Source organism: Brevibacterium atlanticum (assembly GCF_011617245.1).
Classification (GTDB): domain Bacteria; phylum Actinomycetota; class Actinomycetes; order Actinomycetales; family Brevibacteriaceae; genus Brevibacterium; species Brevibacterium atlanticum.
Map to the genome: position 1 here is coordinate 3095337 of NZ_CP050152.1, position 26526 is coordinate 3121862.

25 protein-coding genes and 1 riboswitch are annotated in these 26526 nt (G+C 66.8%); of the genes, 7 read left to right on the top strand and 18 right to left on the bottom strand.

Annotated elements, in window-relative coordinates; all coding sequences use genetic code 11:
* Window positions 1-70: 70 nt before the first annotated feature.
* Entirely contained in the window at window positions 71-439 is a 369-nt protein-coding gene (locus GUY23_RS13835; RefSeq protein ID WP_166973211.1) for a CbiQ family ECF transporter T component, read from the bottom strand.
* 615 nt (window positions 440-1054) lie between these two features.
* On the opposite strand from GUY23_RS13835, the gene GUY23_RS13840 reads away from it, so the two are divergent.
* Window positions 1055-1504, top strand: coding sequence for a hypothetical protein (locus GUY23_RS13840; RefSeq protein WP_166973213.1), 450 nt, complete (start codon window positions 1055-1057; stop codon window positions 1502-1504).
* A gap of 502 nt (window positions 1505-2006) precedes the next feature.
* Here the strand turns inward: GUY23_RS13840 and GUY23_RS13845 are convergent.
* The 8 genes from GUY23_RS13845 to GUY23_RS13880 all read right to left on the bottom strand — a co-directional run bounded on the left by GUY23_RS13845 (window position 2007) and on the right by GUY23_RS13880 (window position 9816).
* Window positions 2007-2747: an energy-coupling factor transporter transmembrane component T family protein gene (locus GUY23_RS13845; RefSeq protein ID WP_228282348.1), complete on the bottom strand. Its 741-nt coding sequence runs from the start codon at window positions 2745-2747 to the stop codon at window positions 2007-2009.
* Window positions 2744-3472: an energy-coupling factor ABC transporter ATP-binding protein gene (locus tag GUY23_RS13850; RefSeq protein ID WP_228282349.1), complete on the bottom strand. Its 729-nt coding sequence runs from the start codon at window positions 3470-3472 to the stop codon at window positions 2744-2746. Before GUY23_RS13850 ends, GUY23_RS13845 begins: the two co-directional genes overlap by 4 nt.
* Window positions 3469-4209, bottom strand: coding sequence for a biotin transporter BioY (locus GUY23_RS13855; protein ID WP_166973215.1), 741 nt, complete (start codon window positions 4207-4209; stop codon window positions 3469-3471). The genes GUY23_RS13850 and GUY23_RS13855 overlap by 4 nt, the downstream gene beginning before the upstream one ends.
* A gap of 206 nt (window positions 4210-4415) precedes the next feature.
* The gene (guaA, locus tag GUY23_RS13860; protein WP_166973217.1) at window positions 4416-5999 is read right to left on the bottom strand and encodes a glutamine-hydrolyzing GMP synthase; all 1584 of its coding nucleotides are present in this window, start codon (window positions 5997-5999) and stop codon (window positions 4416-4418) included.
* 156 nt (window positions 6000-6155) lie between these two features.
* Window positions 6156-6593: a DUF3817 domain-containing protein gene (locus GUY23_RS13865; protein ID WP_166973219.1), complete on the bottom strand. Its 438-nt coding sequence runs from the start codon at window positions 6591-6593 to the stop codon at window positions 6156-6158.
* Entirely contained in the window at window positions 6590-7591 is a 1002-nt protein-coding gene (locus GUY23_RS13870; protein ID WP_228282351.1) for an SURF1 family protein, read from the bottom strand. The genes GUY23_RS13865 and GUY23_RS13870 overlap by 4 nt, the downstream gene beginning before the upstream one ends.
* A gap of 55 nt (window positions 7592-7646) precedes the next feature.
* On the bottom strand, window positions 7647-8780 hold the full coding sequence (locus GUY23_RS13875) for a GuaB3 family IMP dehydrogenase-related protein (RefSeq protein WP_166973221.1): 1134 nt from the start codon (window positions 8778-8780) through the stop codon (window positions 7647-7649).
* Window positions 8781-8904: 124 nt separating this feature from the next.
* The gene (locus tag GUY23_RS13880) at window positions 8905-9816 is read right to left on the bottom strand and encodes a LysR family transcriptional regulator (protein WP_166973223.1); all 912 of its coding nucleotides are present in this window, start codon (window positions 9814-9816) and stop codon (window positions 8905-8907) included.
* Window positions 9817-10033: 217 nt separating this feature from the next.
* Between GUY23_RS13880 and GUY23_RS13885 the strand changes: the two genes are divergently transcribed.
* Window positions 10034-10723 (top strand): LysE family translocator, encoded by a 690-nt coding sequence (locus GUY23_RS13885; RefSeq protein WP_228282353.1) that lies wholly within the window; start codon window positions 10034-10036, stop codon window positions 10721-10723.
* Between the two features lie 386 nt (window positions 10724-11109).
* Here GUY23_RS13885 and GUY23_RS13890 read toward each other — a convergent pair whose 3' ends face one another.
* From GUY23_RS13890 to panB, 3 genes are all read right to left on the bottom strand, one after another.
* Entirely contained in the window at window positions 11110-12537 is a 1428-nt protein-coding gene (locus GUY23_RS13890) for a mechanosensitive ion channel (protein ID WP_166973227.1), read from the bottom strand.
* 233 nt (window positions 12538-12770) lie between these two features.
* Window positions 12771-13634, bottom strand: a complete 864-nt coding sequence (gene panC, locus GUY23_RS13895; RefSeq protein WP_166973229.1) for a pantoate--beta-alanine ligase — start codon at window positions 13632-13634, stop codon at window positions 12771-12773.
* A complete protein-coding gene (gene panB / locus GUY23_RS13900; protein ID WP_166973231.1) occupies window positions 13634-14587 on the bottom strand; it encodes a 3-methyl-2-oxobutanoate hydroxymethyltransferase in 954 nt (317 codons plus the stop codon). The genes panC and panB overlap by 1 nt, the downstream gene beginning before the upstream one ends.
* 335 nt (window positions 14588-14922) lie before the next feature.
* Here panB and nadA point away from each other — a divergent pair, with 335 nt between their 5' ends.
* From nadA to GUY23_RS13925, 5 genes are all read left to right on the top strand, one after another.
* Entirely contained in the window at window positions 14923-16206 is a 1284-nt protein-coding gene (nadA, locus tag GUY23_RS13905; protein ID WP_166973233.1) for a quinolinate synthase NadA, read from the top strand.
* Window positions 16206-18044: an L-aspartate oxidase gene (gene nadB, locus GUY23_RS13910; protein ID WP_166973235.1), complete on the top strand. Its 1839-nt coding sequence runs from the start codon at window positions 16206-16208 to the stop codon at window positions 18042-18044. The genes nadA and nadB overlap by 1 nt, the downstream gene beginning before the upstream one ends.
* The gene (gene nadC / locus GUY23_RS13915) at window positions 18038-18889 is read left to right on the top strand and encodes a carboxylating nicotinate-nucleotide diphosphorylase (protein ID WP_166973237.1); all 852 of its coding nucleotides are present in this window, start codon (window positions 18038-18040) and stop codon (window positions 18887-18889) included. The genes nadB and nadC overlap by 7 nt, the downstream gene beginning before the upstream one ends.
* A 1-nt stretch (window position 18890) precedes the next feature.
* Window positions 18891-20051, top strand: coding sequence for a cysteine desulfurase family protein (locus GUY23_RS13920; RefSeq protein ID WP_166973239.1), 1161 nt, complete (start codon window positions 18891-18893; stop codon window positions 20049-20051).
* Window positions 20052-20200: 149 nt separating this feature from the next.
* On the top strand, window positions 20201-20416 hold the full coding sequence (locus GUY23_RS13925; protein WP_166973241.1) for a hypothetical protein: 216 nt from the start codon (window positions 20201-20203) through the stop codon (window positions 20414-20416).
* Window positions 20417-20725: 309 nt separating this feature from the next.
* On the opposite strand, the gene GUY23_RS13930 is transcribed toward GUY23_RS13925, so the two are convergent.
* From GUY23_RS13930 to GUY23_RS13955, 6 genes are all read right to left on the bottom strand, one after another.
* Complete coding sequence (locus GUY23_RS13930) at window positions 20726-21466, bottom strand: TenA family protein (RefSeq protein WP_166973243.1); 741 nt, start codon at window positions 21464-21466, stop codon at window positions 20726-20728.
* 52 nt (window positions 21467-21518) lie between these two features.
* Entirely contained in the window at window positions 21519-22394 is an 876-nt protein-coding gene (gene thiD / locus GUY23_RS13935) for a bifunctional hydroxymethylpyrimidine kinase/phosphomethylpyrimidine kinase (RefSeq protein ID WP_166973245.1), read from the bottom strand.
* Window positions 22391-23194 (bottom strand): thiamine phosphate synthase, encoded by an 804-nt coding sequence (gene thiE / locus GUY23_RS13940; protein WP_166973247.1) that lies wholly within the window; start codon window positions 23192-23194, stop codon window positions 22391-22393. Before thiE ends, thiD begins: the two co-directional genes overlap by 4 nt.
* The gene (gene thiM, locus GUY23_RS13945; RefSeq protein ID WP_166973249.1) at window positions 23191-24105 is read right to left on the bottom strand and encodes a hydroxyethylthiazole kinase; all 915 of its coding nucleotides are present in this window, start codon (window positions 24103-24105) and stop codon (window positions 23191-23193) included. Before thiM ends, thiE begins: the two co-directional genes overlap by 4 nt.
* Window positions 24093-24226, bottom strand: a riboswitch (TPP riboswitch). Its footprint overlaps the gene before it by 13 nt.
* A gap of 224 nt (window positions 24227-24450) precedes the next feature.
* Window positions 24451-25662, bottom strand: coding sequence for a sugar ABC transporter permease (locus tag GUY23_RS13950; RefSeq protein WP_166973251.1), 1212 nt, complete (start codon window positions 25660-25662; stop codon window positions 24451-24453).
* Window positions 25659-26483, bottom strand: a complete 825-nt coding sequence (locus GUY23_RS13955) for an ATP-binding cassette domain-containing protein (protein ID WP_166973253.1) — start codon at window positions 26481-26483, stop codon at window positions 25659-25661. Before GUY23_RS13955 ends, GUY23_RS13950 begins: the two co-directional genes overlap by 4 nt.
* Between the last annotated feature and the right edge of the window lie 43 nt (window positions 26484-26526).

Genomic DNA, 26526 nt, shown 5'->3' on the forward strand with positions numbered 1-26526 from the left:
CATGACACGGAACGGAGCTGCTGAGAATCAAGCCACGGTCAGACGGAATCAGTCGCGGCGGACAATGACCTCAGTCCACGATGCCGCGGGCGTCGAGTGCTCGCCCCGTGTCCTGCGCGTACTTCACCGATCGCAGGATCGCCGGCACCACCCGAGCCTTGATGCTCGAATCGAGACCACGGGCGCGGGCGGCCCGCTCGGCCTCCCCCAACAGCCCAGAGATGTGCGAGATCGCCCGCACCATGAGGCTCGCCGTCAGTGCGATCGCCTCCGTGTTGGCGCCGAAGAAGCGCAGCGGAGACACGATCACGGTGAAGGTGTCGAGCAGCTGCGCGACCGTCGTCGTCAACGTCAGCAGCAGCGCTGCTTGCACACAGGCGAACACGGTTCCGCCGACGGCCTGCCCCGACCGCAGGGACCTGCAAAACTGCAGTGTCATGACCCCGAATAGTCAGCCGAGTCAGGGAGCAGTGCTCACTGAGACCGAACCAGTACCACAGGCTGATCCGATGTCGGCTCCGATCTACGCGGATCTCATGAGAGAGAAGCATCATCGTACTCCCCGGCTACCGGACAGTCCCGGCCCCAGAGCGGTCGGCACCTTGGTTTTTGCACAAGTAGCCAGGGACTGCCTCATACTCACGGACTGCTTGCCCTCAAGCGCCCCAACCCGGGCCGCATATAGGTGGTCGTGGGTCTGGAGGTTGAGGCTACTTGGTGCGGCGGCACGGATAACGTAGAGGGTGCCACAGTGTCAGTAGCCGAATGCGGAGCAAGCTGAGCAATTGACGGAGGCACCTATGCGTTCCAGCCCGAAGTCACTGACAAGTGTGACGATCATGTTCGTAGCTTGCGCCCACGCACGGCGGAGTTACCAAGGGCGGCACTGGAGAAAAGAATAGGGCGGCCCGTACGATTCGGTACGGGCCGCCCTGTCAAACAATGCGACCAGTGCTTGTCAACTGTGGGCCCTGAACGTGGCGGGCTCTGAGCCCTAGTTCGGGTCGAAACCGTACAGACGAATCAGATCAGTTTTCCGCGGGGTGCCGAACGGATGAATTTCTTCATTGTCGATTTCGACGAACAACTCAGCAAGGCGCCCGCTCTCGTGTCTCTTTACCCAGCCCAAGGCTTCCTGCACGTTATCCACGTCGGAGAGGACGAAAGCCTGGAGGTTCCAGGCGGTCGTTCCATCGCGTTCCCAAAAGTTGACTCTGTACGTTGGCGCGTCATCTTGGTAGGAGCACTCGGAATGAACTGTTTCGTGAGCTCTCATTTCGGTCCATTTCAGTCGATTGGGGCGAAGGTGACAACTATCTCTTCGCTCACTTCCATGTTCGAAGATTGCGGATCGCTTTTGTCGCCGCACGCCACCCATTCCGTCGTTCCGTATTTCTTCTTCGTGGGCGGGGTTGCCAGTTTATATCCCTTTGGCGGTGCCATCTCGGCCTGCGCCCAGCCCTGGAACCTTCCTGCCCCTTCGCTACAAGGGACTCCCCGGTGAGGCTCATTGTCACCTGTGACCAACAGGTGGCAACTATCGCAGTTGTGTAACAGAATTGATGATGATCTCTTGGGCTTCATGTCGCCGCTGGTTACTCATCGCGACTCCCCCGTCCAACGATGCGCTTCACGACGCGTAATGCGCCTCAGCCCCGTCTCCCTCCCACACGGTGACCGTCTGCCTCTTGGGCCCCAGAGCGTCGATGATTGTTTACGTGGTGTCAGCGCAGTCCACCCGGCGGCGCGGTGGAGCACGTGCTCGATGCGGTTTCGTAGGTCGTCATGGTCAGCCATCGTCCACACCCTCTTCGCTTCGTGGCAACGACTTCGTTTCGTACTTCGCCATCTCGTTGCGCTGATTCGAGTCGGTCTCCTCTGGCCTCCAGAGGACAACGCGCCCCCTCCCCGCAGTGAACGCATCTAGCACAGGGGATCACGGGTCCCTGTCTGCCCCAGAGCAAACAACTGCACTGCCGACGACCAGACGGATCGCGCCCATGCCCTCAGTCCACGATGCCGCGGGCGTCGAGTGCTCGCCCCGTGTCCTGCGCGTACTTCACCGATCGCAGGATCGCCGGCACCACCCGAGCCTTGATGCTCGAATCGAGACCACGGGCGCGGGCAGCCCGCTCGGCCTCCCCCAACAGCCCAGAGATGTGCGAGATCGCCCGCACCATGAGGCTCGCCGTCAGTGCGATCGCCTCCGTGTTGGCGCCGAAGAAGCGCAGCGGAGACACGATCACGGTGAAGGTGTCGAGCAGCTGCGCGACCGACGTCGTCAACGTCAGCAGCAGAGCCGCCTGCACGCAGGCGAATACGGTGCCGCCGACAGCCAGACCCGACTGCAGTGACCCGAAGAAGAACTGCAGGGTCATGACGATGGCCACCAGCACGGCGACGTAGAGCCACGTGCGCAGGAAGTACGTGACGCGCAGGCGCGCCGTGAAACCGATGACGACGAGGACTGCGAACATCGACCAGTTGATCACGGGATCGCGGAAGATGAGCGCAACGATGCCGATCGCTGCGATGAGTGCGAGCTTCACCCCGGTCGGGACCGAGTGCAGCCATCCGCGGGTGGGCGCGACCTTGCCGAAGAGCTGCGGGCGCGGTTCCATGCCCGCGTTCTTCCGCCACGTCGCCGAGGCAGGGCCTCTGACGCTGCCGGCGGCGCGGCCGACGCCGTGACCGGCGGCCCTACCGACGCCCGCCCTTTCACCGGAACCGTGGAAGTCCCCGCTCATGGCGTATCGCTCATGATGAGGTCTCGGTAGGTCTCGACCGCCTCGGCTGGGGTGGCATCGGCAACGATGCGGCCATCCTCGACGACGAGGGCACGCTGGGCGATCTGCGCGAATTCCAGGTCATGGGTGGTCAGCACGATCCGCATTCCCCGCCGGGCGACGAGCTCGCGCAGGTGCACCCGCAGCCGCTCTCGGTTGCGCAGGTCGAGCAGCGTCGTCGGTTCGTCGAGGACGAGGATCTGCGGGTCGACGGCGAGCACGGCCGCCAACGCGACGAGCTGCCGCTGCCCGCCGGAGAGTTCGTAGACGCTGCGTTCGCCCAGGTCAGCGATGCCAAGCTCGTCGAGCACGGCCAGGGCAGCCGCCCGTCGCTTCCCCTTGGGCACCGACTTGCGCAGAGACAGTTCGATGTCCTCGATCGGTGTGGGCATGACCAGCTGCGCGGCCGGATCGGTGAAGACGAAGCCGACGCGGGAGCGCACCTTCGCCGGCTCCCGATACGGGTCGAGGCCGTCGATGAGGACCTGACCCGCATTCGCCGTGACCAGACCGTTGAATAGCTGCAGCAGGGTCGACTTGCCCGAACCGTTGGCTCCGATGACAGCGACGATGTCCTCGGTCAGGTTGAAGCCGACGTCCTGGAGGATCGGCCGGACGACATCGCCGTCGGGTCCCTCGTCGAGGACTCCGACGCCGACGTCGATGAAGCGGATCTCTCGGGTCACTTGGCGTCCGATTCCTTCTCCGGCGCCGAGGCGGCCCCACCGTTGACGACGGACCGCCCGGAAGCCGGATCCGCCGGTCCCGAAGCGGCCGAACCGGAGCCACCCACGGAAGCCACGCTCACCCCGCGGCGACGCAGCACATCGGGGAACGCACGATGGATGAGCACGGCCACCGAGGCGGCGAGGATGTTCTTGATGATGTCACCGGGCCAGTAGGCGAGATCGGCGACGGCTGCGACCCGCAGCGGCAGGTCGGCGTTGATCGACATCCCGAGGATGCCCAGCGGGTGATTGAGCAGCAGGCTCGCGGCGAATCCGCCGATGAACAGGGCGATGCCGAGCCTCATGCCGCGGAAGCGGCGCACGGCCCAGCGGGCGATGAGCCCGGCGACCAGGGCGTAGAGGGTGAAGGAGAGGATGTAGCCGGCACTGGGGCCGGCGAGCACGCCGATGCCGCCGCTCATACCCGAGAAGATCGGCAGTCCGAGCAGACCGAGCACCACGTAGAGCAGGGTTGAGGCAGCGCCCCGCCAGGGTCCGAGCACCAGGCCGCACAGCGCGATCGCGAAGGTCTGCAGGGTGATCGGCACGCCGGCCGGGCCGACGGGGACCGGGGGCATCATCGCAAACGCCGCGAGCAGGGCGGCGAAGACCGCGATGAGCGCGATATCACCGGCGCGGCCGGCAGAGCGGGGGCGAGTGAGACCCGCCGAGGCGGTGCTGGGTGCCTGAGACATGTGTACTCCGTTGTTCGTGATCCATCCGGTCCGCCGGCCAACGGCGTCCGGATGCGCCCGAGGCGACCCCGGGCACCCCACCACTGTAACTGAACGCTGTTCAGGAGTGGAATTCGGGGGCTCCGGTGGCCGCCTCGGCGCTGCCGGTGCCGATCATCTGCTGCCCCGCGCGGGAGGTACGGTTCAGCTGGTCGGCGGGCAGACGATCATTCCCATTCGATGGTTCCCGGGGGCTTCGAGGTGACGTCGAGGACGACTCGGTTGATGTCGTCGACTTCGTTGGTGATGCGGTTCGAGATCACGGAGAGCACATCGTAGGGAATCCGGGTCCAGTCGGCGGTCATCGCGTCCTCGCTCGAGACAGGGCGCAGCACGACGGGGTGGCCGTAGGTGCGGCCGTCACCCTGGACGCCGACGGAGCGGACATCGGCGAGCAGGACGACCGGACACTGCCAGATCTCCCCGTCGAGGCCTGCCTTCGTCAGCTCTTCACGGGCGATGGCGTCGGCCTTGCGCAGGATGTCGAGGCGCTCTTCGGTGACCTCACCGATGATGCGGATGCCCAGTCCCGGTCCGGGGAAGGGCTGGCGCGAGACGATGACCTCAGGCACGCCGAGTTCACGACCGATGGCGCGGACCTCATCCTTGAACAGAGCGCGCAGGGGTTCGATGAGCTCGAACTGGATGTCATCGGGCAGACCGCCGACGTTGTGGTGGCTCTTGATGTTCGCTGTACCCGATCCGCCGCCGGATTCGACGACGTCGGGGTAGAGGGTGCCCTGGACGAGGAAGGCGATCTCCTCGCCGTCACCTTCCTGTGCTTCGAGGACGAGGTCGGAGGCAGCCTGTTCGAAGGTGCGGATGAACTCGCGGCCGATGATCTTCCGCTTCTCCTCCGGGTCGGTGACCCCGGCGAGCTGGGACAGGAACTGCTCCTGGGCATCGACGGTGACGAGGCGGACGCCGATCGAATCGACGTAGTCGTTCTCGACCTGTTTCCGCTCGTCCTGACGCAGCAGACCGTGGTCGACGAAGACGCAGGTGAGCTGGTCGCCGATGGCCTTGTGGACGAGTGCGGCGGCCACCGAGGAGTCGACTCCGCCGGACAGAGCGCAGATGACCTTCTTGTTTCCGACCTGGGCGCGGATGAGTTCGACCTGCTCATCGATGACAGACTCGTTCGTCCAGTCGGCGGTGAGGCCGGCGACGTTGAAGAGGAAGTTCTCGAGGATCTTCTGCCCGTTCTCCGAGTGGAGGACCTCGGGGTGCCACTGCACGCCGGCGAACTTCTTCTCTGGGCATTCGAAGGCGGCCACGGGGGTGTCGGGGGTGGAGGCGAGGACATCGAAGCCGGCGGGCGCCTCGGCGACGGAGTCACCGTGGGACATCCACACCTTGTACGCGGCGGGGGTGTCGGCCAGGAGCGATCCCTGATCGCTCACGGCCAGTGGGGTCGAACCGTATTCGCGCTTGTTCGTCTTCGCCACACGTCCGCCGAGGCTTACCGACATGAGCTGGAAGCCGTAGCAGATGCCCATGGTCGGGATGCCGAGGTCGAACACGGACGTGTCGAAGCTCGGTGCTCCCTCGTCGTTGACGCTCGAGGGTCCGCCGGAGAGCACGATGGCCACCGGCTTCTTCGCCGCGAACTCGGCGGCCGGGGCATCATGGGCGATGATCTCCGAGTACAGGCCGGCCTCGCGGATGCGGCGAGCGATGAGCTGGGCATACTGGGCGCCGAAATCGACGACGAGGACAGGGGGCACCTGCGTGGACTGGGATTGCGTCATGGTCCAATTCTATGCGCCGGTGACGCGTCGCCCGAATTCGGGCCACACCCCACGGTCAGGCCACGTCTGCGGCCCGGTCGGGGCCACCTCGGCGAGGGTGGGCACGGAAGGTCAGGACCGCCTCGGCGAGGTGAATCGCCGGCCGACCACGGGCTCTCAGCTCTTGGGGGCGACGACGACGGCGGCTTCGAGTTCGGCGTCGACCTGACGGTGGATGCGGCGTTCGAGGATGAACGACATCACCGGCACGACGCCGGCGAGCGCGAGGATGAGGTAGCGGCCGAGGCTCCAGCGCATCTGCTGATTGAGCCAGAAGCAGCCGATGAGGTAGACGACGTAGCACCAGCCGTGGCAGATCGCGATGGCCGCGGCGAGGTTGAAGCCGCCGAAGTTCAGGGCGGTCTCGGAGTCGGCGGCGATGAGGTATTTGTAGATCATCTCGACCGTGAGGATGAGCAGCATGGTGCCGGTGATGAGGGCCATCACGCGGTAGAACTTCAGCGCATTGCGTGCCGAGGTGAAGCGTTTGACGCTCCATACGTTGCTCTCGTCGAAGTCGGGGCGGGCGTCCAAGGACTCGCGGTCGTCGCTCACGATGAGTTTCCTCCGGTCGTGCGGTTGTCGGTGGTGGTGCTGTCGGTGCCAGTGTCTGTGGAATCTCCGGCGCCTGTCGAGGTGTCGATGCCTGTCGAGGTGTCGGCGGTGCGGCCGCCGCGCTTGGCCGATTTGGCGGGCTTCTTGCCACCGTGGCGGTGGGCCGGGAGCCCGGTCATGCCCGACATCACCTCGGGGTCGATGGTCGATCGGCCGGCGGCCTTGACGACAACATACTCGACCGGGTTCTCCGGATCCTGGGAATCCTCGCCGAGGCGGCGCTTGAGGAAGTCATCGCGCAGCAGCTGGAACCACATGTAGAGGGACATCGCGGCGAAGATCAGCCATTCGACCGCGTAGACCGCCGACTTCAGATCGAATCCGCCTTCGTCGCGGGTCGTCGTCGGCGGGACCTGGGCCAGACCGTCGGTGCCGACCGAGGCGGCGGCCCCGCTGGCGGTCTCGGGGATGAGGAACCCCGAATATGTGAGCAGGTCGGGGAACATGTTGATCAGCTGCGAGGTCGACACGGTGCGCACCTGACCATCGGGCAGATCATTGCCCGGTTCGGGGCCCTCGATCGGTCCGATGCGGGCGGTCAGATCGACCTTGCCCTCACCGGCACGGGACTTCGCGGCCGCCTCGGCGTCGGTGGTGAAACCACGCACGACGGGGATCGCGATCGTCTTCTCATCGGCATCCGTCGCTTTGATGCCCTCGCCGAGGTGGGCCCCGTCGGGGGCGAACATCGTGACCACCCAGTACCCGTCCTTGCCGTCCTGGACGCGGCCGGGGACGACGACCTGGTCCTCGGGCAGCCAGTGCCCGGACAGGCTGACCCGCTGATCGGCGAGGATGCCGGGCATCGGGGCCTGGGCGTCCATGACGTCGTTGAAGTCCTTGAGCTTCTCGACCTCGGAGGACTCCTCGACGTCGTTCTTGTGCTGGGCGCGGTTGACCTGCCACGCCGAGAGACCGACGAAGCAGGTGACGAGCACCAGGACGAGGAGCAGGGACCCCAGCCATTTGGGGGTCAGTGCCAGGCGGAACAGATCAGACCACCGTTCCGGTCTGGTAGGGCGAGACGGTGACGTCGACGCGTTGGAATTCCTTGAGGTCGAGGTAGCCGGTGGTGGCCAGGGCGCGACGCAGGGCACCGGCGAGGTTGAGTTCGCCGATCGCGGTGCGGCCGGGTCCGAAGAGCACCTGTTCGAGGCTGCCGACGGTGCCGAGTTCCACGCGGTGGCCGCGCGGCAGCTCCGGGTGGTGAGCCTCGGCGCCCCAGTGCATGCCGCGGCCCGGAGCCTCGGTCGACCGGGCCAGGGCGGTGCCGAGCATGACGGCGTCGGCTCCGACGCCGAAGGCCTTGACGATGTCGCCGCTGGTGCCCAGTCCGCCGTCGGCGATGACGTGGACATAGCGGCCGCCGGATTCGTCCATGTAGTCCCGGCGGGCGGCGTGGACGTCGGCGACGGCCGTGGCCATCGGGGCGTGGATGCCCAGAGTTTTGCGGGTCGTGGCAGCCGCTCCCCCGCCGAAGCCGACGAGGACGCCGGCGGCACCGGTGCGCATGAGGTGCAGGGCCGCGGTGTAGGTGGCGGCGCCGCCGACGATGACGGGCACGTCGAGTTCGTAGATGAACTGCTTGAGGTTGAGCGGTTCGGTGTGAGTCGAGACGTGTTCGGCCGAGACGGTGGTGCCGCGGATGACGAAGATGTCGACGCCGGCATCGATGACGGTCTTGTAGAACTGCTGGGTCCGTTGTGGGGTCAGTGCTCCGGCGACGGTGACTCCGGCCTCACGGATCTGCTCGAGGCGGGCGGTGATGAGTTCGGCCTGGATGGGTGCGGAGTAGAGTTCCTGCATCCGTGAGGTCGCCATCTCAGCCGGCAGCTGGGCGATCTCGGCCAGCAGCGGGGTGGGGTCCTCGTACCGGGTCCACAGGCCTTCGAGGTCGAGTACGCCGAGACCACCGAAGCGGCCGAGGGCGATGACGGTCTCCGGCGACATGGCCGAGTCCATCGGGGCGCCGATGAACGGCAGCTCGAACTGGTAGGCGTCGATCTGCCAGTTCAGGGACACGTCTTCGGGATCGCGGGTGCGCCGAGCGGGGACGATGGCGATGTCGTCGAGCGAATAGGCGCGACGGCCGCGCTTGCCTTTGCCGATTTCGATTTCAGAACTCACGCCAACAGCCTATCCCACCACCCTCTGCGCGGGGTCTCAGCCCACTATGAGGAACACGGCGTCTCCCCTCCCAGAACTACCTGACGGCGGCCCAGCAACCTCGCGCCAGGTTGCTGGGCCGCCGTCAGGTAGTAAGAGAGGTGAGGTGGGTGGCGACGGCGGCCTCGGCGGCGGTCGTGAAGGCACGCACGTGCGGCAGGTGCGCATCCTTGTCTCGCACATGCATGACGATCCGCCGAACCGGCACCGGATCGGTGAGGTCGACGGCGACGAGGCCCGGCGGCAGCTGCAGCGTCGACAGACGGGGCAGCACGGTGATCGCGAGGTTCGAGGCCACGAGCGCGAGTGCCGCGAAGTCGTCCTCGCAGGCCGCGAAGTTCCGCGGCTCGAATCCCGCGGCCGCGCATGCGAGGTCGACGACCGTGCTCGTCGGTCCCGCCCACAGGTCGTGGTCGACCCAATGCTGCTCGGCGAGGCCGATGAACGGCACCGACTCGCAGCCGGCGAGCTCGTGGCGTTCGGAGACGACGACCCGATAGTCGTCGTCGAAGAGCGGGATGCGCGTCATCCCGGGCAGATGGACCTCGCCTTCCTGCGGCACTTCGGCGCGGACCTCGATGAGGCAGTGGCTGCGCCCGCCCTTCGCCGGCTCGTTGAGCTGGATGTCGAAGCGCAGGTCTGGATGTTCCGTGGCGACGGCCTCGATGATGCCCGGCAGCAGGCGGGCGTTGAAGGAGGTGAAGGCGGCGATGCGCATGCGGGGTCGGCTGACGTTGCGGAAGCTCTCGACGAGATCGTCGAGCTTGGCCACCGAAGCGAAGACCTCGCCGGAGTCCTCGGCCAGACGTTTGCCGAACTCGGTGATCTCGATGCCGCGGCCAGACCGCCGGTACAGCGAGGCGCCGACCGACTTCTGCAGCGTGGTGATGTGCTGACTGACCGTCGCGGGCGTGTAGTTGAGGCTCTTCGCCGCGGCCACGACGGAGCCGGTGGCGACGACGGCTCGCCAGACCCGCAGCCGATTGAGATCCCACATGGTCACAGCCTAGCCCACAACCATTAGAGAAAACCTGATGATCATTCATCATCAATTGCTTTTCATGATTGATCGAGGCCTGCAGAATGGTCTTGTGCCCCGTGGGATACGTGTCGTTTCCACGGGGCGCACTCCTCCCGGCCCGGACCGCACCGGCCGGACCAACCGCACCGCCGATGGACGCACACCAACCGCCCGCCCCACCCGAAGGAGAGCCGTGACCGGTCCCGAGATCATCACCGTCACCGGCGCCGCTGCCGCCCTCGCCGTCACACCCGGCCCCGAGACGATCCTCACCATCCGCCTCTCCTCCCTGCGCCGGAAGGCCGGACTCGTCTACGCACTCGGCACGGCCACCGGCACCGTCATCTGGATGGTGCTCGCACTCACCGGCGTCTCCGCGCTGCTGACCGTCTACCCCGCGGCAGTGCAGGTCCTCAAGATCATCGGCGGCCTCTACCTCTGCTTCCTCGGGATCCTCGCCGCCCGCCAGGCCATCCGGCTCCGTCGTCGGCTGCGCGACGAACTGCGGGCCACCTCGGCGAGCCCGTCCGAGGGCCCGGTCAGCGAGATCGCGACCGTCATGGAGTCGAGTACGCGAGGGCACCTGCGCTCGGTCGTGTCCTACCGCCGCGGCATCATCTCCTCGCTGAGCAACCCGAAGGTCGGCCTGTTCTTCCTCGCCATCCTGCCCACGCTCGTGCCCGCCTCACCGAGCGGAGTCGACTACGCGGTCCTCATCGTCCTCGTCCTCGGCGTGCTGCTGTCGTATCAGCTGATCCTCGCGTGCATGGCGAGCCTCGCCGCCTCGGCGATGGCCCATCGCAGCGCCGATTTCGTCATCGAGTCGGCCTCCTCGATCATTCTGCTCGTCATCGGCATCGCCGTCATCGCCATCCCGATCTGAACCAGCGACATTCGCCGCACGGCTTCCCGAGCTCAGTTCCGCGCCCGTCATCCGCGGCTCGTTGGTCATCACTCAACGGCGCTTCGCGGAGCATCCTGGGTGGGCGAAATGGTCGGAGATTCCGCGAGATCTCCCGACCATTTCGCCCACCCAACAAGCGTGATGACACGCGTCGAGGAGGATCCGCGTAACCGACGGAACCTCCACGGTGAAATGACCGCACGTGGAGATCACGGGGCTACCCGCTCCCACTCCCGGGGGTCGGAATAGGGCTGTTCTCCTCATGGGCGGGGACGATGAAGGGGTGGGGCGTCGAGATTCTGTCTCGACTCCCCACCCCTGGTCGCGCCCGACCTCAGGTGCCGGTCGCGAATCGGTTCAGTCCATCAGTTCTGAGGATCACCCGCCGAGGCGGCTCCTCCGCTGGCACCGGGTCCGCCGTTTCCGGCGACCCCGCCGTTGCCGACGGTGCCGGTGTGCGTGGTTCCGCCTGCGCCCTTGTCATCGGCCACCTCGTCGAGGTCGACCTTGTCGAGCATCTTCGCCGCCGCATCACGGCCGCCGAGGCCGAAGGCCAGAGCCGCTGCCGCTGCACCGCCGATGACGACCGCGCCGAAGGCGAGGTTGATGATCGAATCGGCCAGTCCCATGTAGCGCAGCCCCATCGCGATGAACAGCGCGATGGCCGAGTAGCGCAGGACCTTCGACGCGAGGTTGTTCGTGATGAACTTCCCGATGATCGCGGCGATGAGGAAGCCGGCGGCGATGATCGCAGCACCGAAGAGGACGCTGCCGCCGAGGTCGAGGATCTCGTTGAGGATGTTCGTGATCTCGGGGAAGCCGAGCATCCGGGTGGCCATGATCGCGAAGAAGATCATGATGGCGACCTGGACGATGCGGGTGATCACGTTCGAGGCGCTCGTTCCCTCGGGGACGATGCCGATCTCGGCGATCGCCTTATCGGTGCCGATGCCCTCGAGGATCTGCTCGAGCAGATTGCCGAGGAACTTCGCTATGACGAAGCCGATGGCCAGCAGGATGCCGGCGGCGATGATGAGCGGGATCGCATTGAGGAAGATCTGCAGCATCTGCTCGGCCGGACCCGAGATCGCCTCAATGCCGAGCACCTGCAGAGCGGAGATCGCGACGACGATGATGATGATTCCGAAGACCAGGTTGCCGATGAGATTCGAGATCTTCGCATTCGCCTCGGCGTTCGGGTTCGGAGCGTAGCCGGGCTGCTGCGGGTGACCCTGCTGCGGGTGACCCTGCTGCGGCTGGCCCTGGGGCGGCGCTCCCTGCTGACCCTGCGGTACCTGCTGGGTGGCGGCATCGTGCTGGGGCCGTCCGGCGTTCGCCGAACCGTCGACCACACCGGTGGCTTTGTCGCCGAGTGACCGGAACTTCGACGTCAGCTTCGTCAGATCGACGGCGTTGAGGGCCGTCTGGACGAGCTGCTTGGCGATCTTCGCAAAGACGTAGCCGATGAAGAAGATGAATCCCGCACCGATGACATTGGGCAGGAATCCGAATATTCCGTCTAGCAGCCCCTGCAGCGGAGTGAGGACCTGATCGAGTTCGAAGAGCTGGAGGACGGCGATGAGGCCGAGCAGCCAGACGACCAATCCGGATATCTGTCCGACCGATTTTCCGATCTGCTGCCCGTTGCTTCCGTCCTTCTGAAGAGCGGGCACCTTCGTGACGAGTTTGCCGATCGCCCACTTGACGATGGCGGCAAGGATCCAGGTGACGATGAGAATGACGATTGCCAGTCCGACTTTCGTCAGGACCGACCATATGTCTTGGCTTTGCATGTCGCTTTTCTCCTTCGGCTACAGCGAATTGACAAGGCGTTTTTTCGCTTGCTGTTTTGGAGTCTATTCTTAGCGAACTTTCAGGACAAGACCTATTCGACCGATGCCTATTCTCGAAACCACACGTGTGAGCACATCACACCCATGTCGCATAAGTACATGTCAATGCGTTAACAGAATGTTCATAGACCGATCACGATTGCCTATCGAAGCGCGGATTCCGTCGCCGACCCTCAGAATTCGAGCGGCAGATTGTCGATGAGGTGGGTGCCGCCGACGGTCGCAGAGACGAGCAGCAGCGCGGATCCCCGAAAGTCCGGACCGCACGGCTGCAATGTCGCCTCGTCGACGAGGCTGAGGTAGATGAGGTCGAGGTCCCTGCGCTCGACCGCCTCGTCGATCACAGCTCTGGCTGCGTCCTCGACTGCTCCCGGCAGGTTCCCGCCGGGACCACTCGCACCCGCCCCTCGGGCCACCGCGGCGGCGGCATCGAGAGCCTGCGGAATCGCGAGCGCGCGAGCCCGATCCTCAGGTGAGAGGTATTCGTTGCGGCTCGACATCGCCAGGCCGTCGGCATCGCGGACGACAGGCAGTCCGATGAGTTCGATGTCGAAGTTGAGATCGGCGATCATGCGCCTGACCAGGCAGAACTGCTGGATGTCCTTGAGCCCGAACACCGTGAGGTCGGGGTCGATGAGGGTGAACAGCTTCGCCACGACGGTGAGCACACCGTCGAAGTGACCGGGCCGGGCCTCACCCTCGAACACGGCGCCCATCCGCCCAGCGACCACTCTGACCTCGGGCGCTGACGGGTACATCTCCCCCAGCGCGGGCGCGAAGACGAAGTCGACCCCGGCCTCCTCGCACTTCTCGAGGTCCGTGGCGAACGGACGCGGGTACTGCACGAAGTCCTCGTCACGACCGAACTGCAGTGGGTTGACGAAGATCGACGTCACGACGAGGTCGGCCTCGGCGCGGGCCCGGGTCATCAGCGCCTGGTGTCCTGAATGCAGCGCACCCATCGTCGGTACGAGTCCGACTCGGCCGGTCTGCCGCGACCGCCATTGCCGCAGGGCTTGGATGCCGCCGACCTCCATCAGTCGAAGCTCCTCTCGGGTTCAGGAAAGACCCCGGACTTCACTTCGTCGACATAGGTCCCGACCGCCTCGGTGAGCACGGAATGGAGGTCCGCGTAGCGCTTGACGAACCGCGGGGCCCTGCCCGTGCGCAGTCCGGCCATGTCCTGCCACACGAGCACCTGCGCATCACAGTCGGCGCCGGCGCCGATGCCCACGGTCGGGATGTCCAGCTCGGCCGTGACCTGCCCGGCCAGCCCCGAGGGCACCATCTCCATGACCACGGAGAACGCGCCCGCCTCGGCGACGGCGCGGGCGTCCTCGAGCAGCGCGTCACCGGCACCGCCGCGGCCTTGGACCTTGTATCCGCCGAGGTTGTGCTCGGCCTGCGGGGTGAAGCCGATGTGTGCCATGACGGGGATCCCTGCGTTCGTGATCGCCTTGATCCGTGAGGCCATCCGCACACCGCCTTCGAGCTTGATGGCGTGGACGCCGGCTTCCTTCATGAACCGCACGGCCGTGGCGACGGCCTGTTCGTCGGAGATCTCGTAACTGCCGAAGGGCAGGTCGGCGACGATGAGAGCCCGCGACGTCGCCGAAGCGACCGCACGAGCCAGCGGAATGAGTTCGTCGACGGTGACCGGCAGGGTCGTGTCGTGACCGTAGACGTTGTTCGCCGCCGAATCGCCGATGAGCAGGGCCTCGACACCGGCCTGCTCGAACAGCGCGGCCGTGTACTGGTCATAGCTTGTCAGCATCGCCCAACGCCTCCCCTCGGCCTTGGCCTTGACGAGGTCGAGCGTGCGGATCCGCCGAGGCGGGGCCGCCGGTGCGCCGCCGCCTGCGGCAGCCGCACTCCCGCTGCTCGCTGCCGTGCCGCCTGCGGCAGGCTTGGCTGCTCCCCCGCCGTACGGGGACGGCTCTTCGGCTGAGGTCGTCGATGCTGTCTGGTTCGAATGTGCCGCTTCGGGCATGAGAATCCTTCGGATGTGCGTTGTCTTCGGCGTCGGCGCGGGCGGGGTGAGGCCCGTGCTCCGGTCGGGAGCGACAAGTCCTCTCACGGGGCGCCCACCGCAGTGCGCATCGACTCGGGTTGCGAGCCAGACCACAGCCTAGAGCATCCGCCGCCTCCCCGGCCATCTGCATCACCGCCGTCAGCGCCACGCCCACCGCTGCTTTCGCCGCCGGCCTCGCCGCGCCGACGCGGACGCGGACGCCGGAGTTGTCTATTCCGCCACCACAGGATTAAGCTCAAATCTGCGCAAAGCATTAAATCAACTTTGAGCAAAACCTGGAACGAAGGACGATGATGACCACGACAGCTTCGATCGAACTCACCCTCAAGGACATCTCTGCCAGTCGCAAAGGCGACGACATGTGTTCGTCCGAACTGCTCGATGCCCCGTGGGACGTCGACGAACGGCCCGGCTACGGCCCCGGTGCCTCGCTGTCCGACCCGATCCCTGCTCTTGCACCTCGTCAGGGCGAGATCCCGGAGGAGTACAAGCGGGCCTCCCCCGCGGAGCTCGATGCCCGCATCCGCAGGGCCAAGGCTTCCCTCGGCGATCGGGTCGTCATGCTCGGCCATCACTATCAGCGGGTCGAGGTCGTCGAACACGCCGACTACATCGGCGACTCGTTCATGCTCGCCCAGGCCGCCCAACACCGCCCGGAGGCCGAGGCCATCGTCTTCTGCGGCGTACACTTCATGGCCGAGACCGCCGACCTGCTCTCGAAGCCGAACCAGTCGGTCATCCTGCCCAACCTCGCCGCCGGCTGCTCGATGGCCGACATGGCCTCGATCGATCAGGTCGAGGACTGCTGGGAGCAGCTGGCCGAGATCTTCGGCACCGCCCCGGATGCTGAGGGCCGGGTCCCGGTCATCCCCGTCACGTATATGAATTCCTCCGCGGCGATCAAAGGATTCTGCGGCCGCAACGGCGGCATCGTGTGCACCTCGTCCAACGCCGAGGTGGTCCTCGAATGGGCATTCGAACGCGGGCGGCGGGTCCTGTTCTTCCCCGACCAGCACCTCGGACGCAACACCGCGGTGGACATGGGCATCGGACTCGACGAGATGCCGTTGTGGAACCCCGCCCGACCGCTGGGCAACAACACCGAGCAGGAACTCACCGACGCGAAGGTCATCCTGTGGCAGGGGTTCTGCTCCGTGCACAAACGCTTCACCCCCGCCCAGATCACCAAGGCTCGGACCGAGCACCCCGAGGTCCGCGTCATCGTCCACCCCGAATGCCCGCGCGAGACCGTCGAGGCCGCGGATGAGTCCGGGTCGACCGCCTACATCACGAAGGCCATCGCCGACGCGACCGAGCCGACCACGTTCGCTGTCGGCACCGAGATCAACCTCGTCCAGCGGCTGGCCGCCGAATATCCGCAGCACGAGATCTTCTGCCTCGATCCCGTCATCTGCCCGTGCTCGACGATGTATCGCATCCACCCCGGCTACATCGCCTGGGTGCTCGAGTCCCTCCTCGACGGCGAGGTCGTCAATCAGATCTCCGTCGACGCCGAGGTGGCCGAGCCCGCTCGGGTCTCCCTCGAGCGGATGCTCGCCGCGAAGCCGCGGATCTGATGCGCCGGGTCGTCATCGTCGGGACCGGGATCGCCGGTCTGAGCGCGGCCCTGCGACTGTCCGGTCGCCACGACGTCACCGTGGTCACGAAGGGTCACCTCGGTGAGTCGAACACCGCGTGGGCGCAGGGTGGGATCGCCGGTGTCATCGGCCCCGACGACACCGTCGACGCGCACATTGCCGACACCCTGTCTGCTGGGGCAGGGCACTGCGACGCCGCGGCCGTGCGCACTCTGTGCGAGGCCGGCGGAGAGGCGATCACCACCCTCGCCGAGGCGGGGGTCGTCTTCGACACGGACCCGACCGGGTCATGGGCGCGCGCAATGGAGGGGGCGCATTCGCGTCCCCGCATCGTCCACGCAGGAGGTGACGCGACCGGGCGTGCCATCAGCACTACCCTGACGGCACGGCTGCGCACCGAGGTGGACGCCGGCCGCGTGAGGCTGCTCGAGCACACGATGCTCATCGACATCACGACCGACCACGGCGCGACTGCCTCATCAGGCGTACCCACTTCGGGCGCGACCGCCCAGTCGGGCGCGGCCACTTCGGGTGTGACCACCGAGGCGGACGCGCGCGAATCCGACCGCGTCACCGGTGTCACCGTCCTGCGCGAGGGCCGCCTCGAACGGCTGGGCGCCGAGGCGGTCGTGCTCGCCACCGGCGGGGCCGGGCAGGTCTTCGCACACACGACGAATCCGGCGGCGGCGACCGGTGACGGTCTGGCCGCGGCCATCCGAGCCGGTGCACAGGTGCGTGACCTCGAGTTCTTCCAGTTCCATCCGACCGCGCTGGCCGGGCCGGGGTTCCTCCTCTCCGAGGCGCTGCGCGGAGCCGGTGCGCTTCTGCTCGATGAGCACGGCCGTCGGTTCATGCTCACAGTCGACGACCGCGCCGAGCTCGCCCCACGCGACGTGGTGGCCCTGGCTCTGCACCGGACCTCGGCAGCTCAGGACGGACGACCCTGCTTCCTCGATGCCCGGGCCGTGCCCGAGGTGAGCGCGAGATTCCCGAGCATCACCGCAGGCCTGGCCCCTCATGGTCTGGATCTGTCCACCGATCTCATTCCCGTCACTCCCGCCGCCCACTACTTCATGGGCGGAGTGGCCACAGACCTCGACGGCCGCACGACCATCGACGGCCTCTTCGCCGTCGGCGAGGTCGCGTGCACCGGGGTCCACGGTGCGAACCGTCTGGCTTCGAACTCCCTGCTCGAAGGAGCAGTATTCGCCGCCCGGGCGGCAGCAGCCATCGACGCGCTGCCCGACGCCTCCGTGCCCACGAGCACCGGGCCCACCTCGTCTGGCGGCGACCTCGCTGTCGACAGCTCGACGTCGGTCCACCGCAACGTCCACCGCGACCACACTCCGCTGTTCTCCCCCATCGATACAGTGCACCAGTCGGCACTGACACGAACGCAGCTGCAGGCCCTCACCTGGGACAACCTCGGCGTCGAGCGCACGGCCGAGGGCCTGCGGACTCTGCTCGACCGCCTCGGAGCTCGGGCTGCGAATCCGACACGCGAAGATCTCTCGCGCGAAGACCTTCCCCAAGGGAATCGGCCCTCCGGAGATCTCGCCCACGAGTCGCTCGTCGAGGCGTACGAGACCGCGAATCTCGCGCTCATCGCCGAACACATGGCCAGGCATGCGCTGGGTCGGGAGGACAGCCTCGGCGCACATACCCGCACCGATTCCCTCTCCGGAGCCGACGGCTCGCGGCCGGGCACCGACGGCCCACGCGCCGCACAGCCCGACACTGCGCACCCCACCAACACTCTGCACCCCACCAACTCCGTTCCGACCCACCCCGCACTCCAGGAGGCCGCCGCATGCTGACCACCGCGACCATCGACTCCGCGCTCCGGCTCGCCCTCGACGAAGACGCCCCCTGGGGCGACATCACCGGTGAGACCTTCATCCCGGCGACCGCCTCGGCACGGGCCGAACTGCGTGCACGGGAGGACGGGGTGCTCGCCGGCATCGAGGTCTTCGCCCGCGCCTTCACCCTGATCGACCCATCGGTCACGGTCGACCTCGCTGCGGCAGACGGCGATGCCTTCTCTGCCGGGCGGCTGCTCGCCACCGTCTCCGGGCCCGCCCGAGCAGTGCTGCGGGCCGAGCGGATCGCACTGAACTTCTGCCAGAGGATGAGCGGCATCGCCACCCAGACCAGGGCGTATGTCGATGCGACCGCCGGGCGGGCACGCGTCGTCGACACCCGCAAGACCACACCTGGCCTCCGGGCTTTCGAGAAGCACGCGGTCGTAGCCGGCGGCGGGCACAACCACCGGTTCGGGCTCTCGGATGCGGTCATGGCCAAGGACAACCACCTCGCCGTCCTCGCAGGTGAGGGCCGCAGCATCGCCGATGCGATCCGCGAGGCCCGGGCCCGTCTACCGCACACGACGACGATCGAGGTCGAGGTCGACCGGCTCGATCAGATCCCGGCAGTGCTCGACGGCGGAGCCGACATCATCATGCTCGACAACTTCACCATCGATCAGCTGCGCGAAGGCGTCGACCTCATCGCCGGCCGTGCGATCGTCGAGGCCAGCGGCAACGTCACCCTCGACACGATCCCGCAGATCGCGTCCACCGGCGTCGACGTCATCTCGTCCGGAGCACTGACCCACAGCGTGCGCGCCATCGACCTCGGCCTCGACCTCGTGGTGGAGCACTGACATGGTCGGCGCCCGCCTCTACCTCGACACCGCCTCGGCGGCGCCCGTGCGCCGGGAGGCCCTCGAGGCGGCGTGGCCGTATCTGGTCGGTGCCTTCGGCAATCCGTCGAGCCACCACGATTACGGGCGCATCTCTGCGGAGGCCCTGGCCGATGCGCGTGCGCGGGTGGCGCGCGTGCTCGGAATGCGTGCGACTGACATCACCTTCACCAGCGGCGGCACCGAGGCGGACAATCTCGCGATCATCGGCATCGCCCTCGGCGCGCAGACCGCGGCCCCGCCTCGGCGACATATCGTCACCTCCCCCATCGAGCACGAAGCGGTGCTCGCCTCGGTGGAATTCCTCCACCGAATCCACGGATTCGGCGTCACCGAGGTGGCTCCTCAGTCCGATGGCACGATCGCGCCCGAGGCGCTGGCCAGGGCGATCCGCCCGGACACCGTGCTCGTGAGCGTGGGGTACGCGAACAATGAGATCGGCACGGTCGCTGATGTCAGGAGCCTCGCCGGCATCGCCCACGAGGCAGGGGCGCTGTTCCACACGGATGCGGTGCAGGCCGCCGGCTGGTTGCCGCTGGCCGGGCTCGGCGTCGACGCGCTGACCCTGGCCGGCCACAAGGTGGGGGCGCCGAAGGGTGTCGGGATCGCCGCGATCCGCGCCCGCATCCCCGTCGAACCGCTCATCCACGGCGGCGGTCAGGAGGCGGGGCGCCGGTCGGGCACGGAGAACGTGGCCATGGCTGTCGCGTTCGCCACCGCCCTCGAACTCGCCGAGGCGGAGCGGGCCGAAGCCGCCGCCCATGTCCGAGCCATTCGCGATGATTTCATCGCCGAGGTGGTCGACAACATCCCCGGTGGGTTCCTCACCGGCAGTGCCGAATCGCGGACCCCGAACCATGCGTCGTTCTGCTTCTCCCGCACCAGCGGTGAGGCGGTGCTCCTCGAACTCGAGCGCCTCGGTGTCACCGCGTCGAGCGGATCGGCGTGCGCGGTCGGCGATGATGAGCCCTCTCATGTGCTCACGGCTCTGGGGATCGCGGCGGAGGTCGCGCAGACGAGCGTGCGCTTCACCTTCCCGTCCTCGATCACGGCCGAACAGGGTCGCGCGGCCGCCCATGCCGTCGTCTCGGCCGCAGAGAATCTGGCATCCTCGTTCGCGTGAGCGTGGACCCGGCAACGACCTCGGCCTCGACGACGGCAGCGAGTGTCTTTGAACACGGTGCTCTCACCAGGTGGGATCAGCTCTTTCTTTCTCCGTGATTTGGGGCGACACTTTGATCACGTAGTCGAAACGGGTGTGAGGGGGCCGCCATGGATCTGCTGATTCTGTTCATGATTGCAGTGATGTTTACGACCGTCGTGTTCTTCATCGGTCGCTTCGCCTGCCCGAGGCATGACCGCGTCCCCCTGATCGAGGTCGACCACGTGCTGCTGTGGACGACACTGCGCCGCGGCTGGCATGCACTCGGGTCGTTCGGTCCGACGATGCACTACCCGGACGATCCGGCGGGCCCGTCTCGCGCTTGAGATTTGGGCCTCGCGTAGGCGGCGCTCCACCACGCGTATGAGCCCCTGAACCGCTGACTTCCCCTGTTGTCAGAGCGCAGGATGCCTTCCTCTTCTCAGCCGCGCCGGAAGCCGCCGGGCGAAGTCGCCGCGCTCATCTTCGCCCTCGGCTCGATGCTCGTCTTCATCATGCGCGAAGCACGGAGCGCGACGATGCCGGAGTGGTTGACGCTCGTCCCGACCGCGGTCTTCCTCGTTGCCTGGGGTTTCGCCGTGTGGCGGCTCCTCCACAGGCTTCGCCCGCCGAGGTCACCGACTGCGCCGAGCAGCTCAGACGGTCGCGTCCTGCGGCAGGAAGACGGAGGCGTCCCAGTTCTGCATCGCGTGCGCGGAGGCCCAGAAGTGCAGTTCGTACACGCAGGCCTGTTCGAAGGCCGCGCGCATCCGGGTGGCCTCCTCGTTCGGCGCCTTCGCGAGTTCCTGTTCGAGGATCTGCACTGCGTGGCGGGTCGATTCGTCGAAGCCTGGTGAGTCGTAGGTCTGCACCCAGGTCCGGTACGGGTGGTCCTCACTCATCTGACCGGCCTGTTCGACGAGCACCTTGCCCATGTGGGCATAGACCCAGAAGCACGGCAGCACTCCGGCCACGCCTTCGCCGTAGGAGCGGCTGGCGGCCGTGGCGATGAGGAAGGACACGTAGCCGAGCGTCGTCGGCGAAGCCTTGAAGCGGGAGCCCTCGTCGTTGAGCTCGGTCAGGGCGTTTGCCAGCCGCGAATCGGCGAGCAGCTCTTCGTGCATTCCCTCTTCGACGGTGATCGCCTCGGCGGCCGAACCCGCCCAGAATCGGGACTCGTCACGGTCGACGGTCTTGGCGGCCAGGAATGACATGGCCTTCGCATAACCGTTGAGGTACAGGCTGTCCTGGGAGATGTAGTTGACGAAGGCGCGCGCGTCGAGGCTGCCGTCGGCGAGCTGAGCGAGGAACGGTAGGGCTTCGATCTCCTCGATGATCGGGCGGACACGGTCCCAGAGCTTAGCGGTCAGCGGTCCGGCGGAGAAATCGACGTTCATCAGTACTCCTGTGTGCTCGTGTGTCGTGAGTGTGTTCGTGGGAGAGGACAGGTCAGGCGGGTCGGCCGCGGACGATGTCGACCTGATGGTCGACGGGTCCGTGCGCACCCTCGGGATCGAGGCTGACCTGCCAGTCAGCCGCCGATTTCAGCGCCCTGGCGAGGTAGTCGAGGGCATTGCCGACGGCCTCGCCGAGGAGGTCCGACCCGATCTCGGGCCGCGCGTCTTCGCGCCCGAGGACGGCCACCTCGGCGGTGATCGCGGCCGAGAGGGTGCACCCGGTTCCGTGGGTGTTCGCGGTCGCCACGCGGGGGTGGGTGAACTCGCGGATCTGCCCGTCACGGGTGGCAAGGATGTCGAGCACGTCTCCGTCGCTGCCGTGCCCTCCCTTGAGGAGGACGGCTCCGGGCCCACGTTCGAGGAGGCGGAGCGCCTGGTCACGCATCTCCTCGGAGGTCTGCGCCTCAGGTTCGTCATCAGACAGGAGCAGGGCCGCCTCGGGGAGGTTAGGGGTGATGAGATCGGCCACGGGCAGCAGGTGGGTGCGGACCGCGTCGACGGCATCGGCCTCGAGGAGGCGGTGGCCGGAGGTCGCGACCATCACCGGGTCGACGGTGTAGAAGCCGAGCTCGCCCTCGGCGGCACGGGCGACGATGAGTTCGACGAGGGACCGAGTGCTGAGCATCCCGGACTTCGTGGCGTCGACCGGCATATCGGTCAGCACGGAGTCGAGCTGGTCGGTGACGAAGTCATCATCGATCGGGTAGACCCGCGACACCCCGTGGGTGTTCTGCGCGACGAGGGCAGTGATGACGGTCGTGCCCAGGGTCTTCCGTGCGGTGAACGTCTTGAGGTCGGCGTGGATGCCGGCGCCGCCGCTGGGATCGGTGCCGGCGATGGACAGGGTGATCGGCGGGCGCGTGCTCATGACTGGCGGCCCTCGGGTGCGTCAGTGTGCGAGGACGAGTCACTTCCCGTGGCCGCCTCATCACCGTCGGCGAAGGCCGCGAGCAGCGCTTCGGCAGCTGCTGTCGGATCGTCGGCCGTGCAGATCGCGGAGACCACACCGATGCCGATCAATCCGCGTCCGCGCAGCTCAGAAGCTCGATCGAGGCTGATCCCCCCGATCGCGACCGCCGGGATCCCGGCCTCTGTGACGAGTTCGCCGAGGCGGTCGGGTCCGATCCCCTCGGGCGCGTCGGCCTTCGTGGTGGTGTCAAAGACCGGTCCGATGCCGACGAGGTCGACGACGCCGGAGTCGCGGGCCGCGGCGAATTCGGCGCTGTTCGCGGCCGAGAGACCGATGAGGGGTGCGGGACCAAGGGCGGCGCGCACCTCGGCGACGGTGGCATCACTTTGGCCGACGTGGATGTGGATGTCCTCGCCTTCGTCGATGAGCCGGCGGGCCACCTCGACGCGGTCGTTGAGGACGACGGGCACGGTGCGGTCGGTATCGCGGGTGGCGGTGTCGACAGCGGCGATGACCTGGCGGGTGAGCGAGTAGAAGTCCCCGTCGTCGATGACCTTGTCGCGGACCTGGACGATGCCCACTCCCCCGGCGACGGCGGCCTGCACGGTCTCGGCGACGGTGCGGCCGGCTGCTGCGCACTGGGCGGTATCGGTGACGAGGTAGAGGCGGGTGTCGATGCCGGCGAAGCGGTCGGTCACGCTTTCATCCGGCCCGGTGCCGTGCACGCTGTCGGCAATGTGCGCGGGTCCGGCGGTCATGCTTGGACGCTTTCGCCGGCATCGAGGGTGCTGAGGCTCATCCGTGCCTGCGCAAGCTGGTCGCCGGTGACGGCATGGAGTGCGTCGAGGAAGTTCACCGAGTAGCTGCCCGGTCCCTTCGCCCCGTCGGCGGCGAGTTCCCCGGCGACCGCGAAGTGGGCGTGGGCGGCGACGACGGCTTCGAACCTCGCCGAGGCAGCTCCACCGTCGGTGGTGTGTTCACCTGCGTTGACGGCTGAGGCGTCGGCATCGGGATCGGCCAGACCGCTGCGGGCGGCGGCGAGGTAGGCGACGGTGACGGCGCCGAGGGAGCAGCCGGTGCCGATGACCAGCGGCATGAACTCGTGGCCCCCGTCGATGCGGGCGACGTGATCGGTACCGTCGATGTGAGCGACGACGGCGTCGGTGGGTCCGGAGACCGCGACGATGGCACCGGTCGTTCGCGACAGCTGAGCCGCGGCGGGGAGGACGGCGTCGACCTCGTCGGTGGAGTCGACTCCGCGTCCACCGAGGCCGACTCCGGCCAGGGCGGCGATCTCGGAGGCGTTGCCGCGGATCGCTGTCGGGTGGTCGGCGGCGGCGCGGCGGATGCGGGAGGTGCGGAAGTCGACGGCGCCGACGCTGACGGGGTCGAGGACCCAGGGCTTGCCGGCGGCGTTCGCGACGTCGATGGCGGCATCGGCGGCGAGCAGCTGATGGTTCGAAGCTGTGCCGAAGTTGATGAGGACGCCGCTCGCGATGCCGGCGAACTGACCGGCGTCGGCCTCGTGGTCGAGCATCGCCGGAGAGGCACCGAGCGCCAGAAGCACGTTCGCGCTGAATTGCTGCACGACGGTGTTCGTGATGCATTGGATGAGCGGGTTGGACGCACGCAGTCGTGCGTTGGCAGAACGCAGGTCGAAGTCAACCATGACGATCCCTTCGCTAGTATGGCCCAGATCAGGTTCGATGGGTGTTCTCTCAGCCTCGGTATCCTCCGTGCGCAGCTGTCTGGTGCGAACGGATCCTCATGAGGCACCCCATGTCATTGGCTCCGACTGTATCAGCCCGTCCGAAGCACGGCGACCACGTGCCTCGCACCCACTCCCAGTTGACCTATCGTCCTGAAGCCACTTCACCGACCGCTCAAGTCAGCGACGCTGTACCGCGCTGTGCACACACAGCCGGCGAGCGGACCCTGTCGTAGCGGGACCACCCCGTGCTGGGGGTGGTCTCACCGCAACAGGGTCCGCTCGAAAAGAGGCAGTGGCGACTGCCTATCCCCGACCCACGTACCTCTGACCGCGGCGACTGAGCGCGTCGATGACGACGGCAGTGAGCAGGACGAGTGCGGTGATGATCTGCTGCGCATCGGAGTTGAAGCCGATGAGGTAGAGACCGTTGTTGATCGCACCGACGACCAGGGCACCGAGCACTGCCGCCCACGCGGTTCCGCGACCACCGAAGAGCGAGGTGCCGCCGATGACTGCCGCGGCGATCGCATTGAGCAGGTCCTGCGTGCTCACCAGCGTCGATCCCGCGTTCGTCGTCACACCGGTCTTGATGAAACCGAACAGTGCGGCCAGGACTCCGGCGGCCATGAATACGCTGATGCGCACCCAGGTCACGCGGATGCCGGCGCGGCGGGCGGCCTCGACCTTGCCGCCGACGGCGTAGATGGAGCGGCCGTAGCGGGTCTTGCGCAGCACGAGGTCGATGACGATGGCGATGACGATCATGAGGAAGAACGGCATCGCGAGTCCGAAGTCCTGGTTGACGAGGATGAGGAACCCGAAGACGATCGCGGCCAACAGCACGATGCGCACGATCACAGACGTCCAGCTCGGGGCGTCGAGTCCCTCGCTGTGCCGACGCAGCTTCGAATAGATGATGCCGGCACCGAAGCCGATGATCGCGATCGCTCCGAACACATACGCCCAGATCGCCGGGAAGTAGAAGCTGGCGAAGTCGAAGGCGAAGGTGTCCGACATCGACAGGTTCTTCTGCGTGCCCAGGGTCGTCAACGTCAGACCGGTGAACGCGAGCAGACCGGCCAAGGTGACGACGAACGCCGGGATGCCGACGACGGCGAAGAACCAGCCCTGGATCGCACCGACGACCAGTCCGAGCAGCAGCATGATGATCAGCGCGAGCGCCGGCGGCACACCTTGCCTGACGACGAGCACACCGAGCAGCGAGGCGGCCAGTCCGCCCAGCTGCGCCAACGACAGGTCGATCTCACCGAGCAGCAGAATGAGGTTGATGCCCAGCGCCAGGATGGCGAGGAACGCCACCTGAGTGGAGAGGTTGACGAGGTTGGCCGGCGAGATGAAGTTGGAATCGGCCGATTGGAAGACGATGACGATGACGACGAGGGCGAGGATGACCGGGAACGATCCGAGCTGACCCTCTTTGACGCGGCGGACGAACGTGCCCACGATGCCTTCGGAGGAGATCCGTTCGTCGGTGATGAAGGAATTGCGGGTCATCGGCGTTCACCCCTTCGTGCCGCGCGCTTGGTCACGACGTTGTCGCTGGCTCCGGTGATCGCGGCGACGAGCACGTCGGTGCGTTCGTCACCCGGGAAGTCACCGGCGTCCTTGCCCAGGCGCAGCACGTGCACCCGATCGCACACGGCCTGCACGTCGGCCATGTTGTGGCTGACGAGCAGCACTCCCAGGTCGCGTTCCTTCAGCCTCTCGATGAGGTTGAGCACTTCGGCGGTCTGTGCCACACCGAGGGCGGCGGTCGGCTCGTCGAGCATGACGAGGGAGGGTTCGCCCAGCAGCGAGCGAGCGATCGCGACCGTCTGACGTTGGCCGCCGGACAGCGCCGCGATCGGGACCCGCACGCTCGGGATCTTCGCCGACAGGCTGCGCAGCAGCTCCCAGGATTTGGCTTCCATGGCCACCTCGTCGAGCACGCCTCCGCGGGTCTTCTCGTGCCCGAGGAAGAGATTGGCGACGACGTCGAGGTTCTCGCACAGGGAGAGGTCCTGGAACACGGTGGCCACTCCGGCCCTCTGCGCGTCCTTCGGTGAGGAGAATTTCTGCGCGACACCATTGATCTGGAGTTCGCCTTCGTCCGCGGCGTGGACGCCGGCGATGACCTTGATCAGTGTCGATTTTCCGGCGCCGTTGTCGCCAACGAGGCCGACGACTTCGCCGCGGCCGACGGTGAGGTTGATGTCGGTGAGGGCCTGCACGGCCCCGAAGCGTTTGTTGATTCCGCGCAGTTCGAGCACGGTGTCGCTGCCGCCGCCCGGTGTCCGCGAAGTCGCGGGTGCGGGGTCGGGTGTCTCAGATGTCATCTGTTCCTACTTGTCACTGTCGGTGGTCCGACTCTGGGTGGTC

What these genes read in the sequence shown, in the direction of transcription:
- GUY23_RS13835 (WP_166973211.1), bottom strand. Translation starts at nt 439, where the DNA reads ATGACACTGCAGTTTTGCAGGTCCCTGCGGTCGGGGCAGGCCGTCGGC.
- GUY23_RS13840 (WP_166973213.1), top strand. Translation starts at nt 1,055, where the DNA reads ATGAATTTCTTCATTGTCGATTTCGACGAACAACTCAGCAAGGCGCCC.
- GUY23_RS13845 (WP_228282348.1), bottom strand. Translation starts at nt 2,747, where the DNA reads ATGAGCGGGGACTTCCACGGTTCCGGTGAAAGGGCGGGCGTCGGTAGG.
- GUY23_RS13855 (WP_166973215.1), bottom strand. Translation starts at nt 4,209, where the DNA reads ATGTCTCAGGCACCCAGCACCGCCTCGGCGGGTCTCACTCGCCCCCGC.
- guaA (WP_166973217.1), bottom strand. Translation starts at nt 5,999, where the DNA reads ATGACGCAATCCCAGTCCACGCAGGTGCCCCCTGTCCTCGTCGTCGAT.
- GUY23_RS13880 (WP_166973223.1), bottom strand. Translation starts at nt 9,816, where the DNA reads ATGTGGGATCTCAATCGGCTGCGGGTCTGGCGAGCCGTCGTCGCCACC.
- GUY23_RS13890 (WP_166973227.1), bottom strand. Translation starts at nt 12,537, where the DNA reads ATGCAAAGCCAAGACATATGGTCGGTCCTGACGAAAGTCGGACTGGCA.
- panC (WP_166973229.1), bottom strand. Translation starts at nt 13,634, where the DNA reads ATGGAGGTCGGCGGCATCCAAGCCCTGCGGCAATGGCGGTCGCGGCAG.
- panB (WP_166973231.1), bottom strand. Translation starts at nt 14,587, where the DNA reads ATGCCCGAAGCGGCACATTCGAACCAGACAGCATCGACGACCTCAGCC.
- nadA (WP_166973233.1), top strand. Translation starts at nt 14,923, where the DNA reads ATGACCACGACAGCTTCGATCGAACTCACCCTCAAGGACATCTCTGCC.
- nadB (WP_166973235.1), top strand. Translation starts at nt 16,206, where the DNA reads ATGCGCCGGGTCGTCATCGTCGGGACCGGGATCGCCGGTCTGAGCGCG.
- nadC (WP_166973237.1), top strand. Translation starts at nt 18,038, where the DNA reads ATGCTGACCACCGCGACCATCGACTCCGCGCTCCGGCTCGCCCTCGAC.
- GUY23_RS13920 (WP_166973239.1), top strand. Translation starts at nt 18,891, where the DNA reads ATGGTCGGCGCCCGCCTCTACCTCGACACCGCCTCGGCGGCGCCCGTG.
- GUY23_RS13925 (WP_166973241.1), top strand. Translation starts at nt 20,201, where the DNA reads ATGGATCTGCTGATTCTGTTCATGATTGCAGTGATGTTTACGACCGTC.
- GUY23_RS13930 (WP_166973243.1), bottom strand. Translation starts at nt 21,466, where the DNA reads ATGAACGTCGATTTCTCCGCCGGACCGCTGACCGCTAAGCTCTGGGAC.
- thiD (WP_166973245.1), bottom strand. Translation starts at nt 22,394, where the DNA reads ATGAGCACGCGCCCGCCGATCACCCTGTCCATCGCCGGCACCGATCCC.
- thiE (WP_166973247.1), bottom strand. Translation starts at nt 23,194, where the DNA reads ATGACCGCCGGACCCGCGCACATTGCCGACAGCGTGCACGGCACCGGG.
- thiM (WP_166973249.1), bottom strand. Translation starts at nt 24,105, where the DNA reads ATGGTTGACTTCGACCTGCGTTCTGCCAACGCACGACTGCGTGCGTCC.
- GUY23_RS13950 (WP_166973251.1), bottom strand. Translation starts at nt 25,662, where the DNA reads ATGACCCGCAATTCCTTCATCACCGACGAACGGATCTCCTCCGAAGGC.
- GUY23_RS13955 (WP_166973253.1), bottom strand. Translation starts at nt 26,483, where the DNA reads ATGACATCTGAGACACCCGACCCCGCACCCGCGACTTCGCGGACACCG.